The 18,583-nt window shown below is 67.2% G+C and carries 11 protein-coding genes, 1 tRNA gene and 1 pseudogene; 3 read left to right on the top strand and 10 right to left on the bottom strand.

The window, feature by feature from the left end:
• Window positions 1–25: 25 nt before the first annotated feature.
• From AB4070_RS01865 to polA, 4 genes are read right to left on the bottom strand one after another with little or no spacing between them, the layout of a single operon-like run.
• Window positions 26–1,378 carry an MFS transporter gene (locus AB4070_RS01865; RefSeq protein WP_441978669.1) on the bottom strand — a complete coding sequence of 451 codons (1,353 nt, stop codon included), beginning with the start codon at window positions 1,376–1,378 and terminating at the stop codon, window positions 26–28.
• A 47-nt stretch (window positions 1,379–1,425) separates the two neighbouring features.
• Window positions 1,426–2,460, bottom strand: coding sequence for an LLM class flavin-dependent oxidoreductase (locus AB4070_RS01870; protein ID WP_441978670.1), 1,035 nt, complete (start codon window positions 2,458–2,460; stop codon window positions 1,426–1,428).
• A 54-nt stretch (window positions 2,461–2,514) separates the two neighbouring features.
• Window positions 2,515–4,194 carry a DUF885 domain-containing protein gene (locus tag AB4070_RS01875; protein ID WP_441978671.1) on the bottom strand — a complete coding sequence of 560 codons (1,680 nt, stop codon included), beginning with the start codon at window positions 4,192–4,194 and terminating at the stop codon, window positions 2,515–2,517.
• A gap of 41 nt (window positions 4,195–4,235) precedes the next feature.
• Window positions 4,236–6,869: a DNA polymerase I gene (gene polA / locus AB4070_RS01880; RefSeq protein WP_441978672.1), complete on the bottom strand. Its 2,634-nt coding sequence runs from the start codon at window positions 6,867–6,869 to the stop codon at window positions 4,236–4,238.
• A 45-nt stretch (window positions 6,870–6,914) separates the two neighbouring features.
• On the opposite strand from polA, the gene AB4070_RS01885 reads away from it, so the two are divergent.
• A complete protein-coding gene (locus tag AB4070_RS01885) occupies window positions 6,915–7,343 on the top strand; it encodes a hotdog fold thioesterase (protein ID WP_046747117.1) in 429 nt (142 codons plus the stop codon).
• Here AB4070_RS01885 and AB4070_RS01890 read toward each other — a convergent pair.
• Together AB4070_RS01890 and AB4070_RS01895 are read right to left on the bottom strand one after the other, a co-directional pair.
• Window positions 7,318–7,893, bottom strand: coding sequence for a GNAT family N-acetyltransferase (locus AB4070_RS01890; RefSeq protein WP_441978673.1), 576 nt, complete (start codon window positions 7,891–7,893; stop codon window positions 7,318–7,320). The genes AB4070_RS01885 and AB4070_RS01890 overlap by 26 nt on opposite strands.
• A 2-nt stretch (window positions 7,894–7,895) precedes the next feature.
• The gene (locus AB4070_RS01895) at window positions 7,896–8,516 is read right to left on the bottom strand and encodes an ANTAR domain-containing response regulator (RefSeq protein WP_441978674.1); all 621 of its coding nucleotides are present in this window, start codon (window positions 8,514–8,516) and stop codon (window positions 7,896–7,898) included.
• A gap of 101 nt (window positions 8,517–8,617) precedes the next feature.
• Here AB4070_RS01895 and AB4070_RS01900 point away from each other — a divergent pair.
• A tRNA-Leu gene (locus tag AB4070_RS01900) sits at window positions 8,618–8,700 on the top strand.
• 352 nt (window positions 8,701–9,052) lie between these two features.
• Window positions 9,053–10,105 (top strand): annotated as a pseudogene (locus tag AB4070_RS01905) (DUF1254 domain-containing protein); the annotation flags it as partial.
• A 148-nt stretch (window positions 10,106–10,253) separates the two neighbouring features.
• Here the strand turns inward: AB4070_RS01905 and AB4070_RS01910 are convergent.
• The 4 genes from AB4070_RS01910 to gltB form a co-directional block, all read right to left on the bottom strand.
• Window positions 10,254–10,910, bottom strand: coding sequence for an alpha/beta hydrolase (locus tag AB4070_RS01910; RefSeq protein ID WP_441978675.1), 657 nt, complete (start codon window positions 10,908–10,910; stop codon window positions 10,254–10,256).
• Window positions 10,911–11,019: 109 nt separating this feature from the next.
• Complete coding sequence (pyk, locus tag AB4070_RS01915) at window positions 11,020–12,468, bottom strand: pyruvate kinase (RefSeq protein WP_113681968.1); 1,449 nt, start codon at window positions 12,466–12,468, stop codon at window positions 11,020–11,022.
• 58 nt (window positions 12,469–12,526) lie between these two features.
• On the bottom strand, window positions 12,527–13,993 hold the full coding sequence (locus AB4070_RS01920) for a glutamate synthase subunit beta (protein ID WP_441978676.1): 1,467 nt from the start codon (window positions 13,991–13,993) through the stop codon (window positions 12,527–12,529).
• Window positions 13,986–18,509: a glutamate synthase large subunit gene (gene gltB / locus AB4070_RS01925; protein ID WP_441979022.1), complete on the bottom strand. Its 4,524-nt coding sequence runs from the start codon at window positions 18,507–18,509 to the stop codon at window positions 13,986–13,988. The genes AB4070_RS01920 and gltB overlap by 8 nt, the downstream gene beginning before the upstream one ends.
• Window positions 18,510–18,583 lie beyond the last annotated feature (74 nt).

Genomic DNA, 18,583 nt, shown 5'->3' on the forward strand with positions numbered 1-18,583 from the left:
CCGGGACCAGATGGGTCTCCCCGCGTCAGCGGTCGTCGAGAGCCTGGCCTCCGCGATCGACGAGTCCCCACGCCGCAGCCGCAGCACCGAGGAAACACACGCCGAACACCGCGAACAGCAGCGGCGCGCCGCCCCCGACCAGGAGGATCGGCACGGACAGCGGTGCGACGATCGATGCGATGCGCCCCACTCCCGCGGCCCAGCCCGCGCCGGTGCCCCGCAACGAGGTCGGATAGATCTCCGGGGTCACCGCGTACAGGGCACCCCACGCTCCGAGGTTGAAGAACGACAGCGCCATGCCGGCGGCGATGATGGCGCCCTCCGTCGTCGCCGTGCCGAAGATCACAGCCGATACTGCGGAGCCGAGGAGGAAAACGGAGAGCGTCAGCCGACGACCCCAGACCTCGATGAGCCATGCGGCCACCGCGTAGCCGGGGAGCTGAGCCAGCGTGATGATGAGCGTGAACCCGAAGGAGCGCACCAGGTCGAAACCGGCATCGACGAGGATGCTCGGGATCCAGATGAACGCTCCATAATAGGCGAAGTTCACGCCGAGCCACACCAGCCAGAGACATAGTGTGCGCAGCCGGAACTCCCGATTCCAGAGCGTCGCCAACCGCGCGCGGGCGGTGACGGCGATCGCACGTGATGCCGGCTCTCTCCTGATGGCGGGAGCCGCTTCCACGCGCGCCTCCGCCTCGAAAGCGGAGACGATGCGGTCGGCCTCGGCGATCCGCCCCCGCGACGCGAGCCAGCGCGGCGACTCGGGCATCCGCCAACGCACGAAGAGCGCGTACACCGCCGGTATGGCCCCGAGCGCGAACGCCCAGCGCCAGCCGTCCTCGGAAGCGGGGATGACGAGGAACCCGATGAGAGCGGCAGCCGTCCACCCGAGTGCCCAGAACGCCTCCAGTACGACGATCAGGCGACCGCGGATTCGGGCGGGGGCGAACTCGCTCACGTAGGTCGATGCCACAGGAAGCTCGGCGCCGAGCCCGAGGCCGACGAGGAATCGGAGAACCAACAGCGCCGCGAGCCCGCCGACGAGCGCGCTGGCTCCGGTGGCGAGGCCGTACACGAGCAGCGTCAGCGCGAACACCTGCCGCCGTCCGTAGCGGTCCGCCAGGAGGCCGCCGAGGGTCGCACCGATGGCCATGCCGATGAAGCCGACAGAGGCGATCCAGCCCGCCTCCCCCTTGGTCAGCCCCCACTGCTGCGTGAGAGCCGCGAGGATGAAGGAGATCAGACCCACGTCCATCGCGTCCAGCGCCCAGCCGAGACCGGAGCCCGTGAGCAAGCGGAGATGCTTACGCGTGAACGGCAGGACGTCGAGGCGCTCAGCCAACGATGAGCGGCTCGGCAAGGCGGTGTTGGCCATGCTCCTCATCGTAGAGCCGAGCGCCGCGCGCCCTGCGCTCGATGACGTCAGTCGTTCGAGGCGAGGATCCGCTTCACGCGCGGGATCACCTCGGTTCCGTACAGCTCGATGCTGCGCATCATCGACTCGTGCGACAGGGTGCCCGTGGCGTACTTGAGGTCGAAACGCCCGAGGCCCAGCGTGGTGATCGTGTCGGCGATCTTCGCAGCGACCCGATCCGGCGACCCGGCATAGATCGCCCCCTCCGGCCCCACGTCGTTCTGGAAACGTGCACGGCTGTACACCGGCCACCCGCGCTCGCGGCCGATGGTGTTGTTCATCGCCTCGAATCCGGAGTACGCGGCATCCCAGGCTTCCGTGTCTGTCTCGGCGATGTGGCCGGGCGAGTGCACCGATACGGGATGAGATGTGGTGCCGAACGATGCGACCGAGCGGTGGTACAGATCGACGAACGGCTTGAACCGCACTGCCGGACCCCCGATGATCGCAAGCATGAGGCCGAGACCGTGTCGAGCGACACGGACGACCGACTCCGGGCTTCCGCCCACGCCGACCCAGGTACGCAGACCCTTCTCGGTCTTCGGGAACACGTTCGCGTTCTCCAACGACGGACGCATCGTTCCCGACCAGGTCACCGGCTCCTCCTTCAGGAGCTCCACGAACAGTTCGAGCTTCTGCTCGAAGAGCGCGTCGTAGTCGCGCAGGTCATAGCCGAACAGGGGGAAGGACTCGATGAAGGAACCGCGCCCGAGCACGACCTCGGCCCGGCCGTTCGACAGCGCGTCCAGCGTCGAGAAGCGTTCGAACACGCGTACGGGGTCGTCGGAGGACAACACCGTCACCGCCGTGCCCAGCCGGATGTGCTCCGTGCGCGCAGCGATCGCTGCCAGCACCATCTCCGGGGCGGACACGGCGAACTCGGTACGGTGATGCTCCCCCACCCCGAAGAAGTCCACGCCCACGGAATCCGCGAGTTCCGCCTGCTGCACGATGTTGCGGATCGTCTGCGCCCCCGTGAGGAGCTCCCCGTCCGCATCTCGCGTGATGTCGCCGAACGTGTCCAGTCCGAATTCGATGCCCATGTCATCCCTTCCTATTCAGATGAATGAACACGCGCCCGTCCGGACGCATTCCCGTCAGCGCGGGAGCAGAGCGGTGCGCAGCGTGTCGAGCCCGACGCCGCCCATATCGAGCGCCCGCTTGTGGAAGTCCTTGAACGAGAACGCATCGCCTTCCGCCGCCGCGCGAACACCATCGCGGACCTGCTCCCAGATGCGCTGGCCCACCTTGTACGACGGCGCCTGTCCCGGCCACCCGAGGTAGCGGTTCACCTCGAACTGCACGAACTGGTCCGACATGTTCACGTTCGCGCGCATGAAGTCGAGCGCGTACTCCGCGTCCCACACGCCTGTGCCGTCGAGACGGGGCTTGCTGAGATGCACGCCGATGTCGAGCACCACACGGGCCGCCCGCATGCGCTGACCGTCGAGCATGCCGAGTCGATCCGCGGGGTCGTCGAGGTAGCCGAGCTGCTCCATGAGACGCTCGGCGTAGAGCGCCCAGCCTTCCGCATGGCCGGACGTGCCAGCGAGCAGACGGCGCCAGGAGTTGAGCTCTGCCCGGTTGTAGACGGCCTGCGCGATCTGCAGGTGGTGTCCGGGGACGCCCTCGTGGAACACCGTGGTGAGCTCGCGCCAGGTATCGAACTCGGTGACGCCTTCGGGGACCGACCACCACATGCGACCGGGACGCGAGAAATCATCCGTGGGCCCCGTGTAATAGATGCCACCCTCCTGGGTGGGAGCGATCATGCACTCGAGTGTGCGGATCGCCTCGGGGATGTCGAAGTGCGAGGCGCCCAGTTCAGCGACGGCTCTGTCGCTCGTCTCCTGCATCCACCTCTGCAGGGCGTCGGTGCCGACGAGCTTGCGTGCGGGGTCGGCCTCGAGATGGGCGACGGCCTCCTCGACCGAGGCTCCCGGGAGGATCTCGTTCGCGATGGCGGTCTGCTCCGCCACCATGCGGGCGAGTTCTTCGCGACCCCATTCGTACGTCTCGTCGAGGTCGATCGTCGCGCCGAGGAAACGGCGGGAGTTGAGGGCGTACAGCTCGCGGCCGACGGCGTCTACCTCGTCCGCGGCGGGGGCGAGCTCCTCGGCGAGGAAACGGCGGAGTTCGTCGTAGGCGACGCGTGCAGCTGCCGAGTTGTCCGCGAGCGTGCGTGCGAGGGAGGCCGGGAGCTGACCCTCGTCCGGGTCGGCCTCGGCGACGAATGCGGCGAAGAACCCGTCGTCGGCCGTGTATCGGTCGATCTGCGTCGCGACCTCGACCACCTGACGGCGTGCCGGCGTCACTCCTTCGGCGATCCCCGTCCGAAGCGTCTCGACGTACCCCCGGAGCGCATCCGGAACGGCGGCGAGACGGGTCGCGATCACGTCCCAGTCCTCCACGGTCGCGGTGGGCATCAGGTCGAAGGCGGCGCGCACGTCTTGCGCGGCCGAGGCGATGACGTTGAGGTCGCGCAGGTGCCACTTGGCGTCGTGGAGTTCGAGATCGAGGCGGAGTTCGGCGCTGAGATCGGTCTTCGTCACCTCATCGATCGCGTCGACGGGCTCGAGTGCCGAGAGCCGGTCGAGTGTCGCGCGGGTAGCTGCAGCGATCTCCTCATGCCCCTGTGGGCTCAGGTCGCCGAAGCGGTCGTTCACCTCGTCGCGGCCGATGTACGTCCCGAGCGTGGGAGCCAGTACCGCGATCGTGTCGACCCATTCATCGGCGACGGCGTCGATGGCAGAGGGGGTGCGAGGAGCTGAAGTCATACCTTTCAGCCTAATCCCCGGCCCCCTCCCACCGCCGGAGGTCAGTGCGCGGCTTCATTCCAATCACGACCGCGGCCGACCTGCACGTCGAGCGGCACGGACAGCTCGGCAGCATCGCCCATCCGCGCGCGGACGATCCGCTCCGTGGCGTCCCACTCCCCCGGCGCGACCTCGACCACGAGTTCGTCGTGGATCTGCAACAGCACCCGCGAGGAGAGGTTCTCGGACCGGAGGTCGTCATGGATGTGCAGCAGCGCAATCTTCATGATGTCGGCGGCGCTGCCCTGGATCGGAGCGTTGAGGGCGGCGCGCTCTGCGTTCTCGCGGAGCACGCGGTTCGGACTCGCGAGGTCGGGGAACGGGCGACGGCGTCCGAAGATTGTCTCGGTGTAGCCGACCTCCTTCGCCTTCATCACCGATGCCCGCAGATAGTCGCGCACGGCGCCGAACCGTGCGAAGTATTCGACCATTAGCTGCTTGGCCTCGGACTGCTCGATGCGCAACTGCTTCGACAGTCCGAACGCGGAGAGCCCGTAGACCAGACCGTAGGACATCGCCTTGACCTTGGTGCGCATCGCCGCCGTGACATCGCTCGGCTCGACACCGAACACGCGCGCTCCGACGAAACGGTGCAGGTCTTCCCCGCTGTTGAAGGCCTCGATCAACCCCTCGTCGCCGGACAGGTGCGCCATGATGCGCATCTCGATCTGGGAGTAGTCGGCGGTGAGCAGAGCCTCGTAGCCTTCGCCCACCTCGAACGCACTGCGGATGCGGCGTGATTCCTCGGTGCGCACCGGGATGTTCTGCAGGTTCGGGTCGGTGCTCGAGAGCCGCCCGGTCTGGCTTCCGGTCTGCACGTAGGTGGTGTGCACGCGGTGGTCGTCGCCGATCGCCGAATCGAGCGACTCGATGATCTGGCGCAGCTTCGTGGCCTCACGGTGCTGCAGCAGGAGACTCAGGAACGGATGCGGATTGCTCTCCTGCAGGTCGGCGAGCACCGCGGCGTCGGTCGAGTAGCCGGTCTTGGTCTTGCGGGTCTTCGGCAGCTGCAGGTCTTCGAACAGAACCTCCTGCAGCTGCTTGGGCGAGCCGAGGTTGAACTCGCGGCCGACGACGGAGAAAGCCTCTTGTGCGAGACCCTCCGCTCGGGCCGCGAGCTCACCCGAGAAGGTCGACAGCACGTCGTGCGACACGGCGACACCCGCGACCTCCATGTCGGCGAGGGTGAGCAGCGTGGGCAGCTCGATGTCGTCGAGGACCTTCGCGACCGACTCCGGGATGTCTTCGCGGAGAGCATCGGCGACCCGCAGAGCGAACCACGCCTCCTGAGACGGCGTCGCGCCCTCGGTCTCGGGAACGAGCTGGGAAGGATCGGCCTCGGGGAGCTTCTCGCCCAGGTAGCGCTCGACGAGGTCGGAGAGGGTCTTGTCGGGGAAGCTCGGCCGCAGCAGCCAGCCGGCCAGACTCGCGTCGTACGCGAGACCGCGAAGGCGGATGTCCTGGCGGATCAGCGCCTTCACCTGCGGCTTCGCGTCGTGGAGCACCTTCGGCGCATCGGACTCCAGCCACCCGCGCAGAGCACCCGCGCTCTCATCCGACCAATCGGCCTCACGGAGTTCGGTGAGCGTGGCAGCACCGATGCGCACGGGGACACCGCCCTGGGTAGTGACGCGGAGCGCGACATCGCCTTCCTGTGCTGCAGCCCAGTTCGCAAGGTCGGAAGCAGCCACCTCGACGGGCACGGGGAGCACCACGACCGAGGCAGGGTCGTCAGCGACGTCGCCGGCACCGACGGCCTCGAACACCCGCGGCAGAAGGGTGCGGAACTCGAGACGGGCGAAGATGTCGCGCACGGCCTGCGCATCGATCGGTGCGACGGCGAGGTCGGCCGGGCCGACCGGAAGCTCGACGTCGGTGAGCAGACGGTTGAGCTTGCGGTTGCGACGGACGTCTTCGATGTGGTCGCGGAGGTTGCCTCCGACGACGCCTTTGATCTCGTCGGCGCGGGCGATCAGTTCATCGAGCGATCCGAACTGCGTGAGCCACTTGACCGCGGTCTTCTCGCCGACCTTCGGCACGCCGGGCAGATTGTCGCTGGTCTCACCCACGAGCGCGGCGATATCCGGGTACTGCTCCGGTCGCACCCCGTAGCGCTCCTGAACGGTCGTCGGGTCGTAGCGCTTGAGCTGGGAGACCCCCTGCACCGACGGATACAGCAGCGTGACGTCTTCGTTGACGAGCTGTATGGTGTCGCGGTCTCCCGAGACGACGAGCACTTCGAAACCCTGTTCTGCGCCTTGGGACGCGAGAGTGGCGAGGATGTCGTCCGCCTCGATCCCCTCCTTCGTCAGGACAGGGATGGACATGGCGGCGAGGCAGTCCTGCAGCAGTGGGATCTGTCCCTTGAACTCCTGCGGCGACTCGGACCGTGTGGCCTTGTACTCGGGATACTCATCGGTGCGGAAGGAGTGCCGCGAGGTGTCGAAGGCGATCGCAAGATGCGTCGGCTTCTCCGCCTTGATGAGGTTGACCAGCATCGACAGGAACCCGTAGATGCCGTTCGTGTGCTGCTTGTCCTTGGTCGTGAAGTTGTCGACCGGGAGCGCGAAGAAGGCGCGGTAGGCGAGCGAGTGGCCGTCGACGACCATGAGGGTAGGCTTTGCGGAGTCCGTCACCCTGTCAGCCTAACGAGGACGACGGACACCCGCTGAGGAGGATGCATGGGCGATGTCGCGATGAGCGAGGGACTCGACTGGGCGACGGCTCGGGGAATGGGTGCCCTTGCCGAGAAGATGGGTATGGAGTTCGTCGAGTTCAGCGTCGAGCGCTGCGTCGCGACGATGCCGGTCGAGGGCAACACCCAGCCCGTCGGACTCATGCACGGCGGGGCGTACGTGGTCCTCGGGGAGTCCCTCGGGTCGATGGCCGCGAACCTGCACGCCGGGGCCGGAAGGCTCGCTGTCGGGGTGGACATCAATGCGACACACACGCGATCGGCGACCTCGGGCCTGGTCACCGGCGTCTGCACGCCCGTGCACCTGGGACGAAGCATCACGGTGCACGAGATCGTGGTGACTGACGATCAGGGTCGTCGTTGCTCGACCATCCGCATCACCAACATGATCAAGGACCTTCCCGCCGGGCGCTGAGCGGTTCCTCCAGCAGGCGCTGGAACAGCAGATGATCCTGCCACTCCCCCGCGATGAGGAGGTACTTCGGCGCCGTCCCGATGCGCTCGAACCCGTTTCCGAGCAGCACGCGCTGCGAGCCGAGGTTGTGCAGCAGCGTGGCCGCCTGGAGTCGGTGCAGCCGAAGCTCGGTGCGGGAGTGCTCGATCACCCTCGCGACCGCGCGGCTTGCAAGCCCACGGTGCAAGCGCGTCGCGTCCACCCAGTAACCGAGGTCTGCGCTCCAGAACGCCCCCCGGACGATGTTGTTGAGGTTCATCCGTCCGCGGATCTCACCATCGTCGGACTCGATCACGAAGCGGATGCTGCGTCCGGCCGATGCGTCGTCCACACAGTGCTGTGCGTGCTCCTCCTGCGAGGCGACGGTGAAGAACGCCTCCGAGCGCGTGGGCTCCCACGGTTCGAGATGCTCGCGGTTCGCCAGATACGCACGCGAAAGGGCGGCACCGTCGCCCAGGCGCACCGGCCTGAGGATGTGCTCGGAATCGAGCCGGAAGGGTCCGGCGCTCACCGCTACTTCTTGGGAGCGAGCTGCTCGATGATCGCCTTCGCGACGTCCTGCATCGTGAGACGACGGTCCATGGAAGCCTTCTGGATCCAGCGGAAAGCCTCGGGCTCGCTCAGCCCCATCTTCTCGTTGAGCAGGCCCTTGGCCCGGTCGACGAGCTTGCGGGTCTCGAAGCGCTCGACCATATCGGCGACCTCTGCCTCGAGCGTGATGATCTGCTCGTGGCGGGCCAGCGCGATCTCGATCGCCGGAAGGAGGTCGTTCGGCGTGAACGGCTTCACGACGTAGGCGAGAGCACCGGCCTCGCTGGCACGCTCGACGAGTTCCTTCTGGCTGAACGCCGTGAGGAGCACGACCGGAGCGATGTTCCCCTTGTGCAGCTTCTCGGCCGCGCTGATGCCGTCGAGCTGAGGCATCTTGACATCCATGATGACCAGGTCCGGGCGGAGCTCGGTGGCCAGAGCGACCGCGGTCTCCCCGTCACCGGCCTCGCCGACCACATCGAAGCCGTTGTCGCGGAGGATCTCGACGATGTCGAGACGGATCAGCGACTCGTCTTCGGCGACGACGACGCGTCGGGGTGCGGATGACGTGGGCTGCTCAACCTGCTCTTCTTGCTCTGTCACACACCCATCCTAGTGGAGTGCCCCTGTCTGCAGGCCTCAGGCGCTCGGCGCGGACGGTCGCGCCTCCTGCTCTGCGCTAAAGTCGTAGACGCGACACACGAGCCGGCGTGGCGGAATGGCAGACGCGGAGCACTCAAAATGCTTTGTCCGAAAGGGCGTGTGGGTTCGAGTCCCACCGCCGGCACACTGACGTGGTGAGGATCGCGAGCACGTAGCGATCATCCGCCGTTACCGAGGCACCTGGGCGCGCCGTAGTCGTCTCCTTCGGCCCGACCGCGCTACGGGCGCTCATCCGTGCGAGGTGAGACCGGCCGGCCCTGCAGGAGCACCGCTGGTACACCTGAGGCATGACGATTCCGCCGAGCGCACGACCGAACCGGCTCTCCGAGGCGTGGGTACGCGCTCTCACACGCGTCGTCTACGTCTGGGCGTGGGTGCCCACGAACGTGCACAACCGCATAGCGGCCTTCGAACGGCTTCCCGGTCCAGGGCGAATCGGCGGCATGGTGCCTGGCGCTCCTCCAAACCGTGCCTGCATGCTGACGGAGTACATACAGCCCGCGGAGCGGATGGTCGCGTGCCCGAACCAGGACGTGGCTTACGGCGTCGGCTCGCTCGACCCGAAGACGTCTCCCGTCGTCATCCAGGTCCCCGATTTCGGATCCCGGTTCTGGGTCTACGAGCTATGCGATCAACGCACGGACAGCTTCGCCCGCCTCGGCGCGATGTACGGCTCCGCGCCGGGCCGATACCTCGTTGTGGCGGACGACTGGTCGGGTGAGGTGCCCGAAGGAATCGTCGACGTGTTCCGGCTGCCGACGCGCATCGGCATCTGCATTCCCCGTGTCTTCTTCGCGGACAGCGACGAGGACCGTGAAGCGGTGCAGGAAGTGCTGAACCGGATCGACGTGTACCCGCTGGACGAGTACGACGGCACCGAGAAGGTCCGCGACTGGTCGATGATCCCCGACTTCCCCGCTCCGCCGAGTGACGGCGGCGAAGTCGCGTGGGTGGACCCCGCCGACTTCATAGAACGGCTGCAGGATGTACTGCGCGATGTCCCCGCGCGCGACGGCGAAGAGGCTCTATATGCTCAGGCCGCCGACGTGGTGCGGGCTGCGGAGAGTCCCGAGCTCCGCGTCGCCATCCTCGATGAGGCGGCACGCGTGGAGGCGGAAGTGGTCGCGCCGTTGTTCGAGTTCCGCAACTACGGCATCCTTTTGCCCGGCAATTGGACGACCGTCGACAACAATGCCGATTTCGGAGCGGACTACCTCACCCGCACGGCGATCGCCCGGTCGAACATCTTCACCAATGCCCTCTTCGAGACGCGCTACTTCTACCTGGATCTCGACTCTGCAGCGGAGCGCCTCGACGGAGCGAACGACTACACCGTAACCTTCGTCGCTGACGCTCTGCCGCCCGCGCGCGGATTCTGGTCGCTCACCGTCTACAACGAGCAGCACTTCTTCGAGCCCAACCCGATCGGCAGATACTCGATCGGCACCAAGACCACCGGCCTCCGGCTCGACGACGACGGCGCGCTCAGCATCACGATCTCGAGGAACGATCCACAAGACGATCGCAACTGGCTCCCCGCCCCCGCAGAGAAGTTCAGCCTGTACCTGAGGCTCTACTGGCCCGACCAGTCCGCCCTGGACGACTCTTGGACGCCTCCCCCGGCGAAACGCGCCAGAAGACCGCCCGACGCTCGGGTCTCGGCGACGGCCGAACAACCTACTCCGACAGGGCCGCGAGCTCGGCCAGGACGCGTGGATGCGCGAGGATCCGGAAGTGCCCGCCGGTGTCGAGGCGCACGTTCTTGGCGCCGGCCAGTTCGCTTCCCTCGGGGATGTGAGGGTCGAACGCCGCGTACACCGAGACGATCCGCTCGTTCACCGTCACCTGGTGCGCCAGATCCACGATCGACGGGTCACCAGGGGAGAACGCACGAAGCGTTCGGGAGAGCATCAACCGGGCATAGCGCGACCCACCGAACGGTGCTGCGATCGCGAGCATCGACCGCACGCGTGTGCCCGCAGGACCGGTCATCACGGTCTTCCCCGCAAGGCCGCCCTTGCTGTGCGCGACCAGGATCACGTCTTCGAGCCCACGATCCTCGAGAAACGCCGCGACGACCGCGGCCATCTCGGCCACAGGACGCTCGTTCCGGTGGAGCGCGTCGACGATGTGCACGGGATGGCCACGTTCATGCATCGCGACGACCAGCGGCTGCAGGAACCTCCAGGTCTCGTAGACGCCGGGGAGCACGACGATGTGTGCAGCATTCCCGGAGACGAAAGACGACGGGTCGGTGCGGTCGAATGCTGCACGGACCTGCCAGTACCCCGCATACGCATAATCGGCGATCCACCATCGCGCGTTCCTCAACACGCCGATGACGGCCCCCTTCGACGACGATGCGCATCCATGCCTGAAAGCTACCCGATGCGGACGACAGAGGGGGTAGGACCGAAGCCCCACCCCCTCTGGACGACGTACGTCAGACGCCGGCCTTGTAGATCGGCGCGGCACCGCGGATCGCATCGCCGACCTTGTGCACGCGAAGGTCGTTCGTGGATCCGACGATTCCGGGAGGGGAACCGGAGATCACGACGACCTTGTCCCCTTCCTCGGCCAGACCGTTGCCGAGCAGGTACTCATCGACCTGGTGGTACATCAGGTCGGTGTGCTGGACCATGTCGACCAGCGTCGAGCGGATACCCCACGTCAGCGCCATGCGGCGGCGGATGCCGGGCTCCGGGGTGAAGGCGATCATCGGGATGCGCGAGCGCAGACGCGACAGGCGACGGGCGGAGTCGCCGGACTGCGTGAAGACGCAGAGGAACTTCGCGTCGACGAACTCGGCGACCTCGAGAGCGGCGAGGGTGATCGCGCCACCCTGCGTGCGGGGCTTGGCCGTGAGCGGCGCGATGCGCTCCAGGCCGTGCTCCTCGGTCGACTCGATGATGCGCGCCATGGTCTCGACCACCACGACCGGGTAGTCGCCCACGCTGGTCTCGCCCGAGAGCATGACAGCATCGGCTCCATCGAGCACGGCATTCGCGACGTCAGACGTCTCGGCGCGGGTCGGCACCGGGCTGTTGATCATCGACTCGAGCATCTGCGTCGCGACGATGACCGGCTTCGCCATGCGGCGGGCGATCTCGACGGCGCGCTTCTGCACGATCGGAACGGCCTCGAGCGGCAGCTCGACACCCAGGTCGCCGCGGGCCACCATGATCGAGTCGAACGCGTCGATGATCTCCTCGAGCGCGTCGACCGCCTGCGGCTTCTCGACCTTGGCGATGACGGGGACGCGAACGCCCTCCTCCGCCATGATCTCGTGGACGCGGATGACATCGGCGGCGTTGCGCACGAAGGACAGCGCGATCAGGTCGGCGCCGATGCGCAGACCCCAACGGAGGTCCTCCTCGTCCTTCTCGCTCAGCGCAGGGACGTTCACGGCGACGCCGGGGAGGTTGATGCCCTTGTTGTTCGAGACGGCACCGGCGACGATGACCTTGGTGGTGACCGTCACACCGTCGGTCTCGACGACCTCGACGCGGACCTTGCCGTCGTCGATGAGGAGGAAGTCACCGGGCTTGACGTCCTGCGGGAGTCCCTTGAACGTCGTTCCGGAGATCTCCTTGTTGCCGATGATGTCCTCGGTGGTGATCTTGAAGATGTCGCCCTTGGCGAGTTCGTAGGGTCCGCCTTCGAACTTGCCGAGACGGATCTTCGGGCCCTGCAGGTCGACGAGGATCGCGACGGGGCGCCCAGCGTCCTCAGCGGCACGGCGCACGTTGGCATAGTTGTTCTCGTGCACGGAGTAGTCACCGTGGCTGAGGTTCAGTCGGGCGACGTCCACGCCCGCATCGATCAGTGCGCGCACCGTCTCATAGGTGGAGGTGGCGGGGCCCAGGGTGGCGACGATTTTCGCGCGTCTCAAAGATTGCTCCAGGGTAGAAGTGGGGGATGGTGAATCAGGCGACGGTGCCGGCCTCAGCCTACGCGGGCTGGAGTCCGATCGCGACATCGCTCGGACGCACCGGCTCCGGGAGCACGGTGGTGCCCATCAGGAACCGGTCGACGTTGGCCGCCGCTGCACGTCCCTCGGCGATGGCCCACACGATGAGCGACTGTCCACGGCCGGCGTCGCCGGCGACGAACACACCCGGCACCGTCGACTCGTAGGAGGAGTCGCGTCGGAACGCACCCCGATCGGTCACCTGGGGAAGCGTCTCCTCGGTGTAGCCGTCCTGCTCCGGTCCGGTGAAGCCCATGGCGATCAGGATGAGATCGGCCGGGATCTCCCGCTCGGTGCCGCTCTTGGGCACACGCCGACCGTCGACGAACTCCGTCTCGGCGACGCGCAATGCACGGACCTCGCCGACGTCGTTGCCGAGGAACTCGACGGTGGAGGCGAGGAACACGCGCTCTCCGCCCTCCTCGTGAGCGGAGGAGACCTCGAACAGGGTCGGCATCATCGGCCACGGCTGGTGGTCGGGACGGGTGTCACCCGGCTGCTTGCCGATCGCGAGGTTGGTCACGCTGAGCGCGCCCTGCCGGTGCGCGGTGCCGATGCAGTCCGCCCCCGTGTCGCCACCTCCGATCACGATGACGTGCTTGCCCTCGGCACTGATCTGATCCGTGACCTTGTCGCCCGCCACCGCGTGGTTCGACTCGACGAGGTACTCCATGGCGAAGTGGACGCCGTCCAGGTCGCGGCCGGGGATCGCGAGGTCACGCGGAACCGTGGAGCCGGTGGCGATCACGACCGCGTCGTACCGCGCACGCAGGTCCGGCCAGGAGATGTCCTTGCCGATCTCGACGCCGGCGCGGAAGCGCGTGCCCTCCTCCTGCATCTGACGAAGGCGCGCTTCGAGCTGCGTCTTCTCCATCTTGAAGTCGGGGATGCCGTAGCGCAGCAGTCCGCCGATGCGATCGTCGCGCTCGAAGACCGCGACGGTGTGCCCGGCCCGGGTGAGCTGCTGGGCAGCGGCGAGTCCCGCAGGGCCGGACCCGACCACCGCGACCGTCTTGCCCGTCAGCCGCTCCGGCGGCTCCGGCTCGACCCAGCCCTTCGAGAAGGCCTCGTCGATGATCGAGACCTCGATCTGCTTGATGGTCACAGCCGGCTGGTTGATGCCGAGCACGCACGAGCTCTCGCACGGTGCGGGGCACAGCCGCCCCGTGAACTCCGGGAAGTTGTTCGTCGCGTGCAGGCGCTCGATCGCGGCGCGACCCTCACCTCGCCACGTCAAGTCGTTCCACTCCGGGATCAGGTTGCCGAGCGGGCATCCCTGATGGCAGAACGGCACGCCACAATCCATGCAGCGCCCTGCCTGACGGCGCAGGACCTGCTTGTCGCCGGGCTCATAGACCTCTTTCCAGTCCATGATGCGCACGGGCACGGGGCGACGTGCGGGAAGTTCCCGCTCGGTCACCTTCAGAAAGCCTTTGGGGTCAGCCACCGGTCACCTCCAGGATGCGGTTCCACACGATGTCGCCGTCGGGGTCGATCCCCTCGGCCAGCGCCTCCTCGCGCATGCTCCGCACGGCGGCGAAGTCACGAGGGAGCACCTTCACGAACTCTGCGGCAGCCGCCTCGAAGTTCTCGAGAAGACCCGCGGCCAGCGGAGACGCCGTGCGCTCCACGTGTGCGACCAGCAGGCTCCGCAGCACTTCGAGATCCGCGCGGTCGAGCGGTTCGAGGAGCAGCTCGCCGCTGCCGAGCGACTGCGCGTTCACCTTGCTGGTGTCGAGGGCGTGCACGTAGGCCACTCCCCCGGACATCCCGGCGCCGAAGTTCCGTCCGGTCGAACCGAGGATCACCGCGAGCCCGCCGGTCATGTACTCCAGAGCGTGGTCGCCCACGCCCTCGACCACGGCGGTCGCACCCGAGTTGCGGACGAGGAAACGCTCGCCGACGACGCCCGAGATGAACATCGTTCCCGAGGTCGCGCCGTAGCCGATCACGTTGCCGGCGATCACGTTCTCGTGGGGCGCGATCTTGGAGCCTCGCGGCGGACGGATCGTGATGTCACCGCCCGAGAGCCCCTTGCCGACGTAATCGTTGGCATCGCCCTCGAGCCGCAGGACGATGCCCGGCGGCAGGAACGCCCCGAGCGACTGACCGGCAGTGCCGTGCAGAGTCACGTCGATGGTGCCCTGCGGCAGACCGGCTGCTCCGTGCCGTGACGTCACCTGATGACCGAGCATGGTTCCGACCGCACGTTCGGTGTTGGCGATGGGCAGCTCGACCACGACGGGCTCGCCGTTGAGCAGCGCGCCCTTCGCGATGTCGATCAGCTTCACGTCGAAGTGCTTCTCGAGCTCGTGGTCCTGGCTGCGTGCGCTGCGACGCGGTTCGCCCGCCGGGAACACCGGGCCTTCCAGCACCGGAGTGAGGTCCAGCCCCTCCGCCTTCCAGTGCTCGACCGCGGCATTGACCTCGATGAGGTCGGCACGGCCGACGATCTCGTCGATCGAGCGGTAGCCGAGCTCGGCGAGGAGTTCGCGCACCTCTTCGGCGATGAACTCCATGAAGTTCACGACGAACTCGGGCTTGCCCGTGAAGCGCTCGCGCAGAACCGGATTCTGCGTGGCGACACCGACGGGGCACGTGTCCAGGTGGCAGACGCGCATCATGATGCAGCCGCTGACGACGAGCGGAGCGGTGGCGAAGCCGAACTCCTCCGCGCCGAGCAGCGCTCCGATGATGACGTCGCGGCCGGTCTTGAGCTGACCGTCGACCTGCACCACGACGCGATCCCGCATGCCGTTGAGCATGAGCGTCTGCTGCGTCTCCGCGAGGCCGAGCTCCCACGGCGTGCCCGCGTGCTTCAGCGAGTTCAATGGGCTCGCGCCCGTTCCACCGTCGTGACCGGACACCAGGATCACGTCGCTCAGCGCCTTCGCGACACCGGCCGACACCGCGCCGATGCCCGACTGGCTCACCAGCTTGGTGTGGATGCGGGCCTCGGGGTTCGCCCTCTTCAGGTCGAAGATCAGCTGCTTCAGGTCTTCGATCGAGTAGATGTCGTGGTGCGGCGGCGGGGAGATCAGTCCCACACCGGCGGTGGCGTGACGGGTGCGCGCGACCCAGGGGTACACCTTGGTGGGCGGCAACTGGCCGCCCTCGCCGGGCTTGGCTCCCTGAGCGAGCTTGATCTGGATGTCGTCCGCCTCGGTGAGGTACAGGCTCGTCACACCGAACCGCCCCGACGCGACCTGCTTGATCGAGCTGCGACGCTCGGGGTCGACCAGGCGGTCCGGGTCCTCGCCGCCCTCGCCCGTGTTCGACTTCGCGCCGATGCTGTTCATCGCGACGGCGAGCGTCTCGTGCGCCTCCTTGGAGATGGAGCCGTAACTCATCGCACCCGTGGAGAAGCGCTTGACGATGGCGGAGACCGGCTCCACCTCGTCCAGCGGGACGGGCTTGCGGGTGCCGGTGCGCAGCGTGAACAGCCCGCGCAGCGTCTTCAGCTCGGCGGCCTGCTCATCGACGAGCTTCGTGTACTCGCGGAAGATGTCGTAACGTCGCGTCCGCGTCGAGTGCTGAAGCTTGAACACCGTCTCGGGATTGAAAAGGTGCGGAGAGCCGTCGCGGCGCCACTGGTACTCGCCGCCCGTCCAGAGCCTCTCGTGCGCACGCGCTGCCGCATCCTCCGGATAGGCGTAGTCGTGGCGTGCCTGGTTCTCGGCGAAGATCTCCTCGATGCCGATGCCGCCGAGCTTCGACTCGGTGCGCGTGAAGTACGCGTCGATGAACTCCTGGCTGAGGCCGACCGCCTCGAACACCTGAGCCCCGGCGTAGGACGACACGGTGGAGATGCCCATCTTCGACATGATCTTCAGCACGCCCTTGCCGAGCGCGTAGATCAGGTTCTTGACGGCCTTCTCCGTCGTGATGCCGGTGATGTAGCCGGTGCGCACGAGGTGCTCGACCGTCTCCATCGCGAGGTACGGGTTGACGGCGGAGGCGCCGTAGCCGATCAGGGTCGCGACGTGGTGCACCTCGCGCACGTCTCCGGCTTCGACGATGAGACCGACCTTCATACGGTTCTCGCGCCGGATGAGGTGGTGGTGGATCGCCGAGACCATGAGCAGTGACGGGATCGGTGTCAGATCCTTGTTCGAGTCGCGGTCGGACAGGATGATGAACTCGGCACCGTTCTCGATGGCCTCGTCCACCTCGGCGCACATCTCGGCGAGCCGGTCGGCGAGCGTCTGAGGGCCGGCGTCGAAGTGGTACAGGCCGCGGATCGTCGCACTCGACCGACCGGGCATGGCCTTGTCGATGTGGCGGATCTTCGCGAGCTCGTCGTTGTCGATCACCGGGAAGTCCAGAGACACCGTGCGGGTGTGCTCCGGCCCCCAGGTGAGCAGGTTGCTCTCCGGTCCGAGGCCCAGCTTGAGGCTCGTGACCACCTCTTCGCGGATCGAGTCGAGCGGCGGGTTGGTCACCTGCGCGAACTGCTGCGTGAAGTAGTCGAACAGCAACCGCGGACGCTTGCTGAGCACGGCGATTGGCGTGTCCGAGCCCATCGCGCCGAGCGGTTCGACACCGGTCTGCCCCATCGGCGTGAGGAGGATGCGGACCTCTTCCTCGGTGTAGCCGAAGGTCCGCTGACGACGGGTGATCGACGCCGGCGGGTGCACGATGTGCTCACGCTCGGGAAGCTCGGCCAGACGCACGGCACCGGCATCCAGCCACTCCTGCCACGGGTGCATCGTGGCGAGGTCGCGCTTGAGCTCGCTGTCCTCGATGATCCGACGCTGCGACGTGTCGACCAGGAACATCTTGCCCGGCTGCAGGCGCCCGCGACGCTTGATGCGCTCGGGTTCGAACTGGAGAACGCCGGTCTCGGATCCGATGACGACCAGTCCGTCGGTCGTCTCCGTCCAGCGTCCAGGACGCAGGCCGTTGCGGTCGAGCGTCGCCCCGACGAGGGTGCCGTCGGTGAAGATGAGGGCGGCCGGTCCGTCCCACGGCTCCATCTGGTTGGAGTGGTACTCGTAGAACGAGCGCAGCTCCGGCGAGATGTCGGCCTGCTTCTCGTACGCTTCCGGCACCATCATCATGATCGCGTGGGGCAGGCTGCGCCCGGTCAGCGTGAGCAGCTCGAGCACCTCGTCGAACGAGGCGGAGTCGCTGGCGCCGTCGGTGCAGATGGGGAGCAGCGGCGTGATGTCGCCGAGGAGCTCGGATTCGAGCTGCGATTGGCGGGCGCGCATCCAGTTGCGGTTACCGCCGACGGTGTTGATCTCACCGTTGTGGGCGAGCATGCGCAGCGGCTGCGCGAGCGGCCACGACGGGAAGGTGTTCGTCGAGTAGCGGGAGTGCACCACGGCGAGCTCGGACGCGAAGCGCTCGTCCTGCAGGTCGGGATAGAACGGCTCGAGCTGCAGAGTCGTGACCATCCCCTTGTAGCCGAGGGTGCGCGCCGACAGGGAGACGAAGTAGGCGCCGAGCTCGTGGCCCGCGCGCTTGCGCAGACGGTAGGCGACGCGGTCGAGCGCGATGCCCGTGAGGGGCGCGTCGGAGTGCGTCGCGCCGCCCGCGCTGACGAAGAGCTGCTCGAACGCGGGGCGCGCCTCATCGGCGAGCTTGCCGAGGTTCTCGTTGGCGGTGGGCACCTCACGCCAGCCGAGGACGCGAAGCCCCTCGGAACGGGCGATCTTCTCGATGCCGGCCTTCTGCTGGCGGCGCTCGCTGGAATCGCGAGGCAGGAACGCCAGTCCTGCGGCGTACTCCCCCACCGGCGGCAGTTCGAAGCCGACCACGGCGCGGAGGAACGCATCGGGCATCTGCGTCAAGATGCCGGCGCCGTCCCCGGTGCCCGCATCCGAGCCGATGGCTCCACGGTGCTCCAGGTTGCGCAGGGCCTCGAGGGCCAACGCGATGATGTCATGCCCGGCTTCGCCGCGCAGGGTGGCGACCATGGCTAGGCCGCAGGCGTCCTTCTCGAACGCCGGGTTGTACATGCCCTGCTTCGGGGGGTATGCGCCGGAGGCGCCGTAAGGGGGCTGGAAGTACACCAGTTACCGTCCTCAGATCT

This window comes from Microbacterium sp. 2RAF4, assembly GCF_052115285.1.
GTDB lineage: Bacteria > Actinomycetota > Actinomycetes > Actinomycetales > Microbacteriaceae > Microbacterium > Microbacterium oxydans.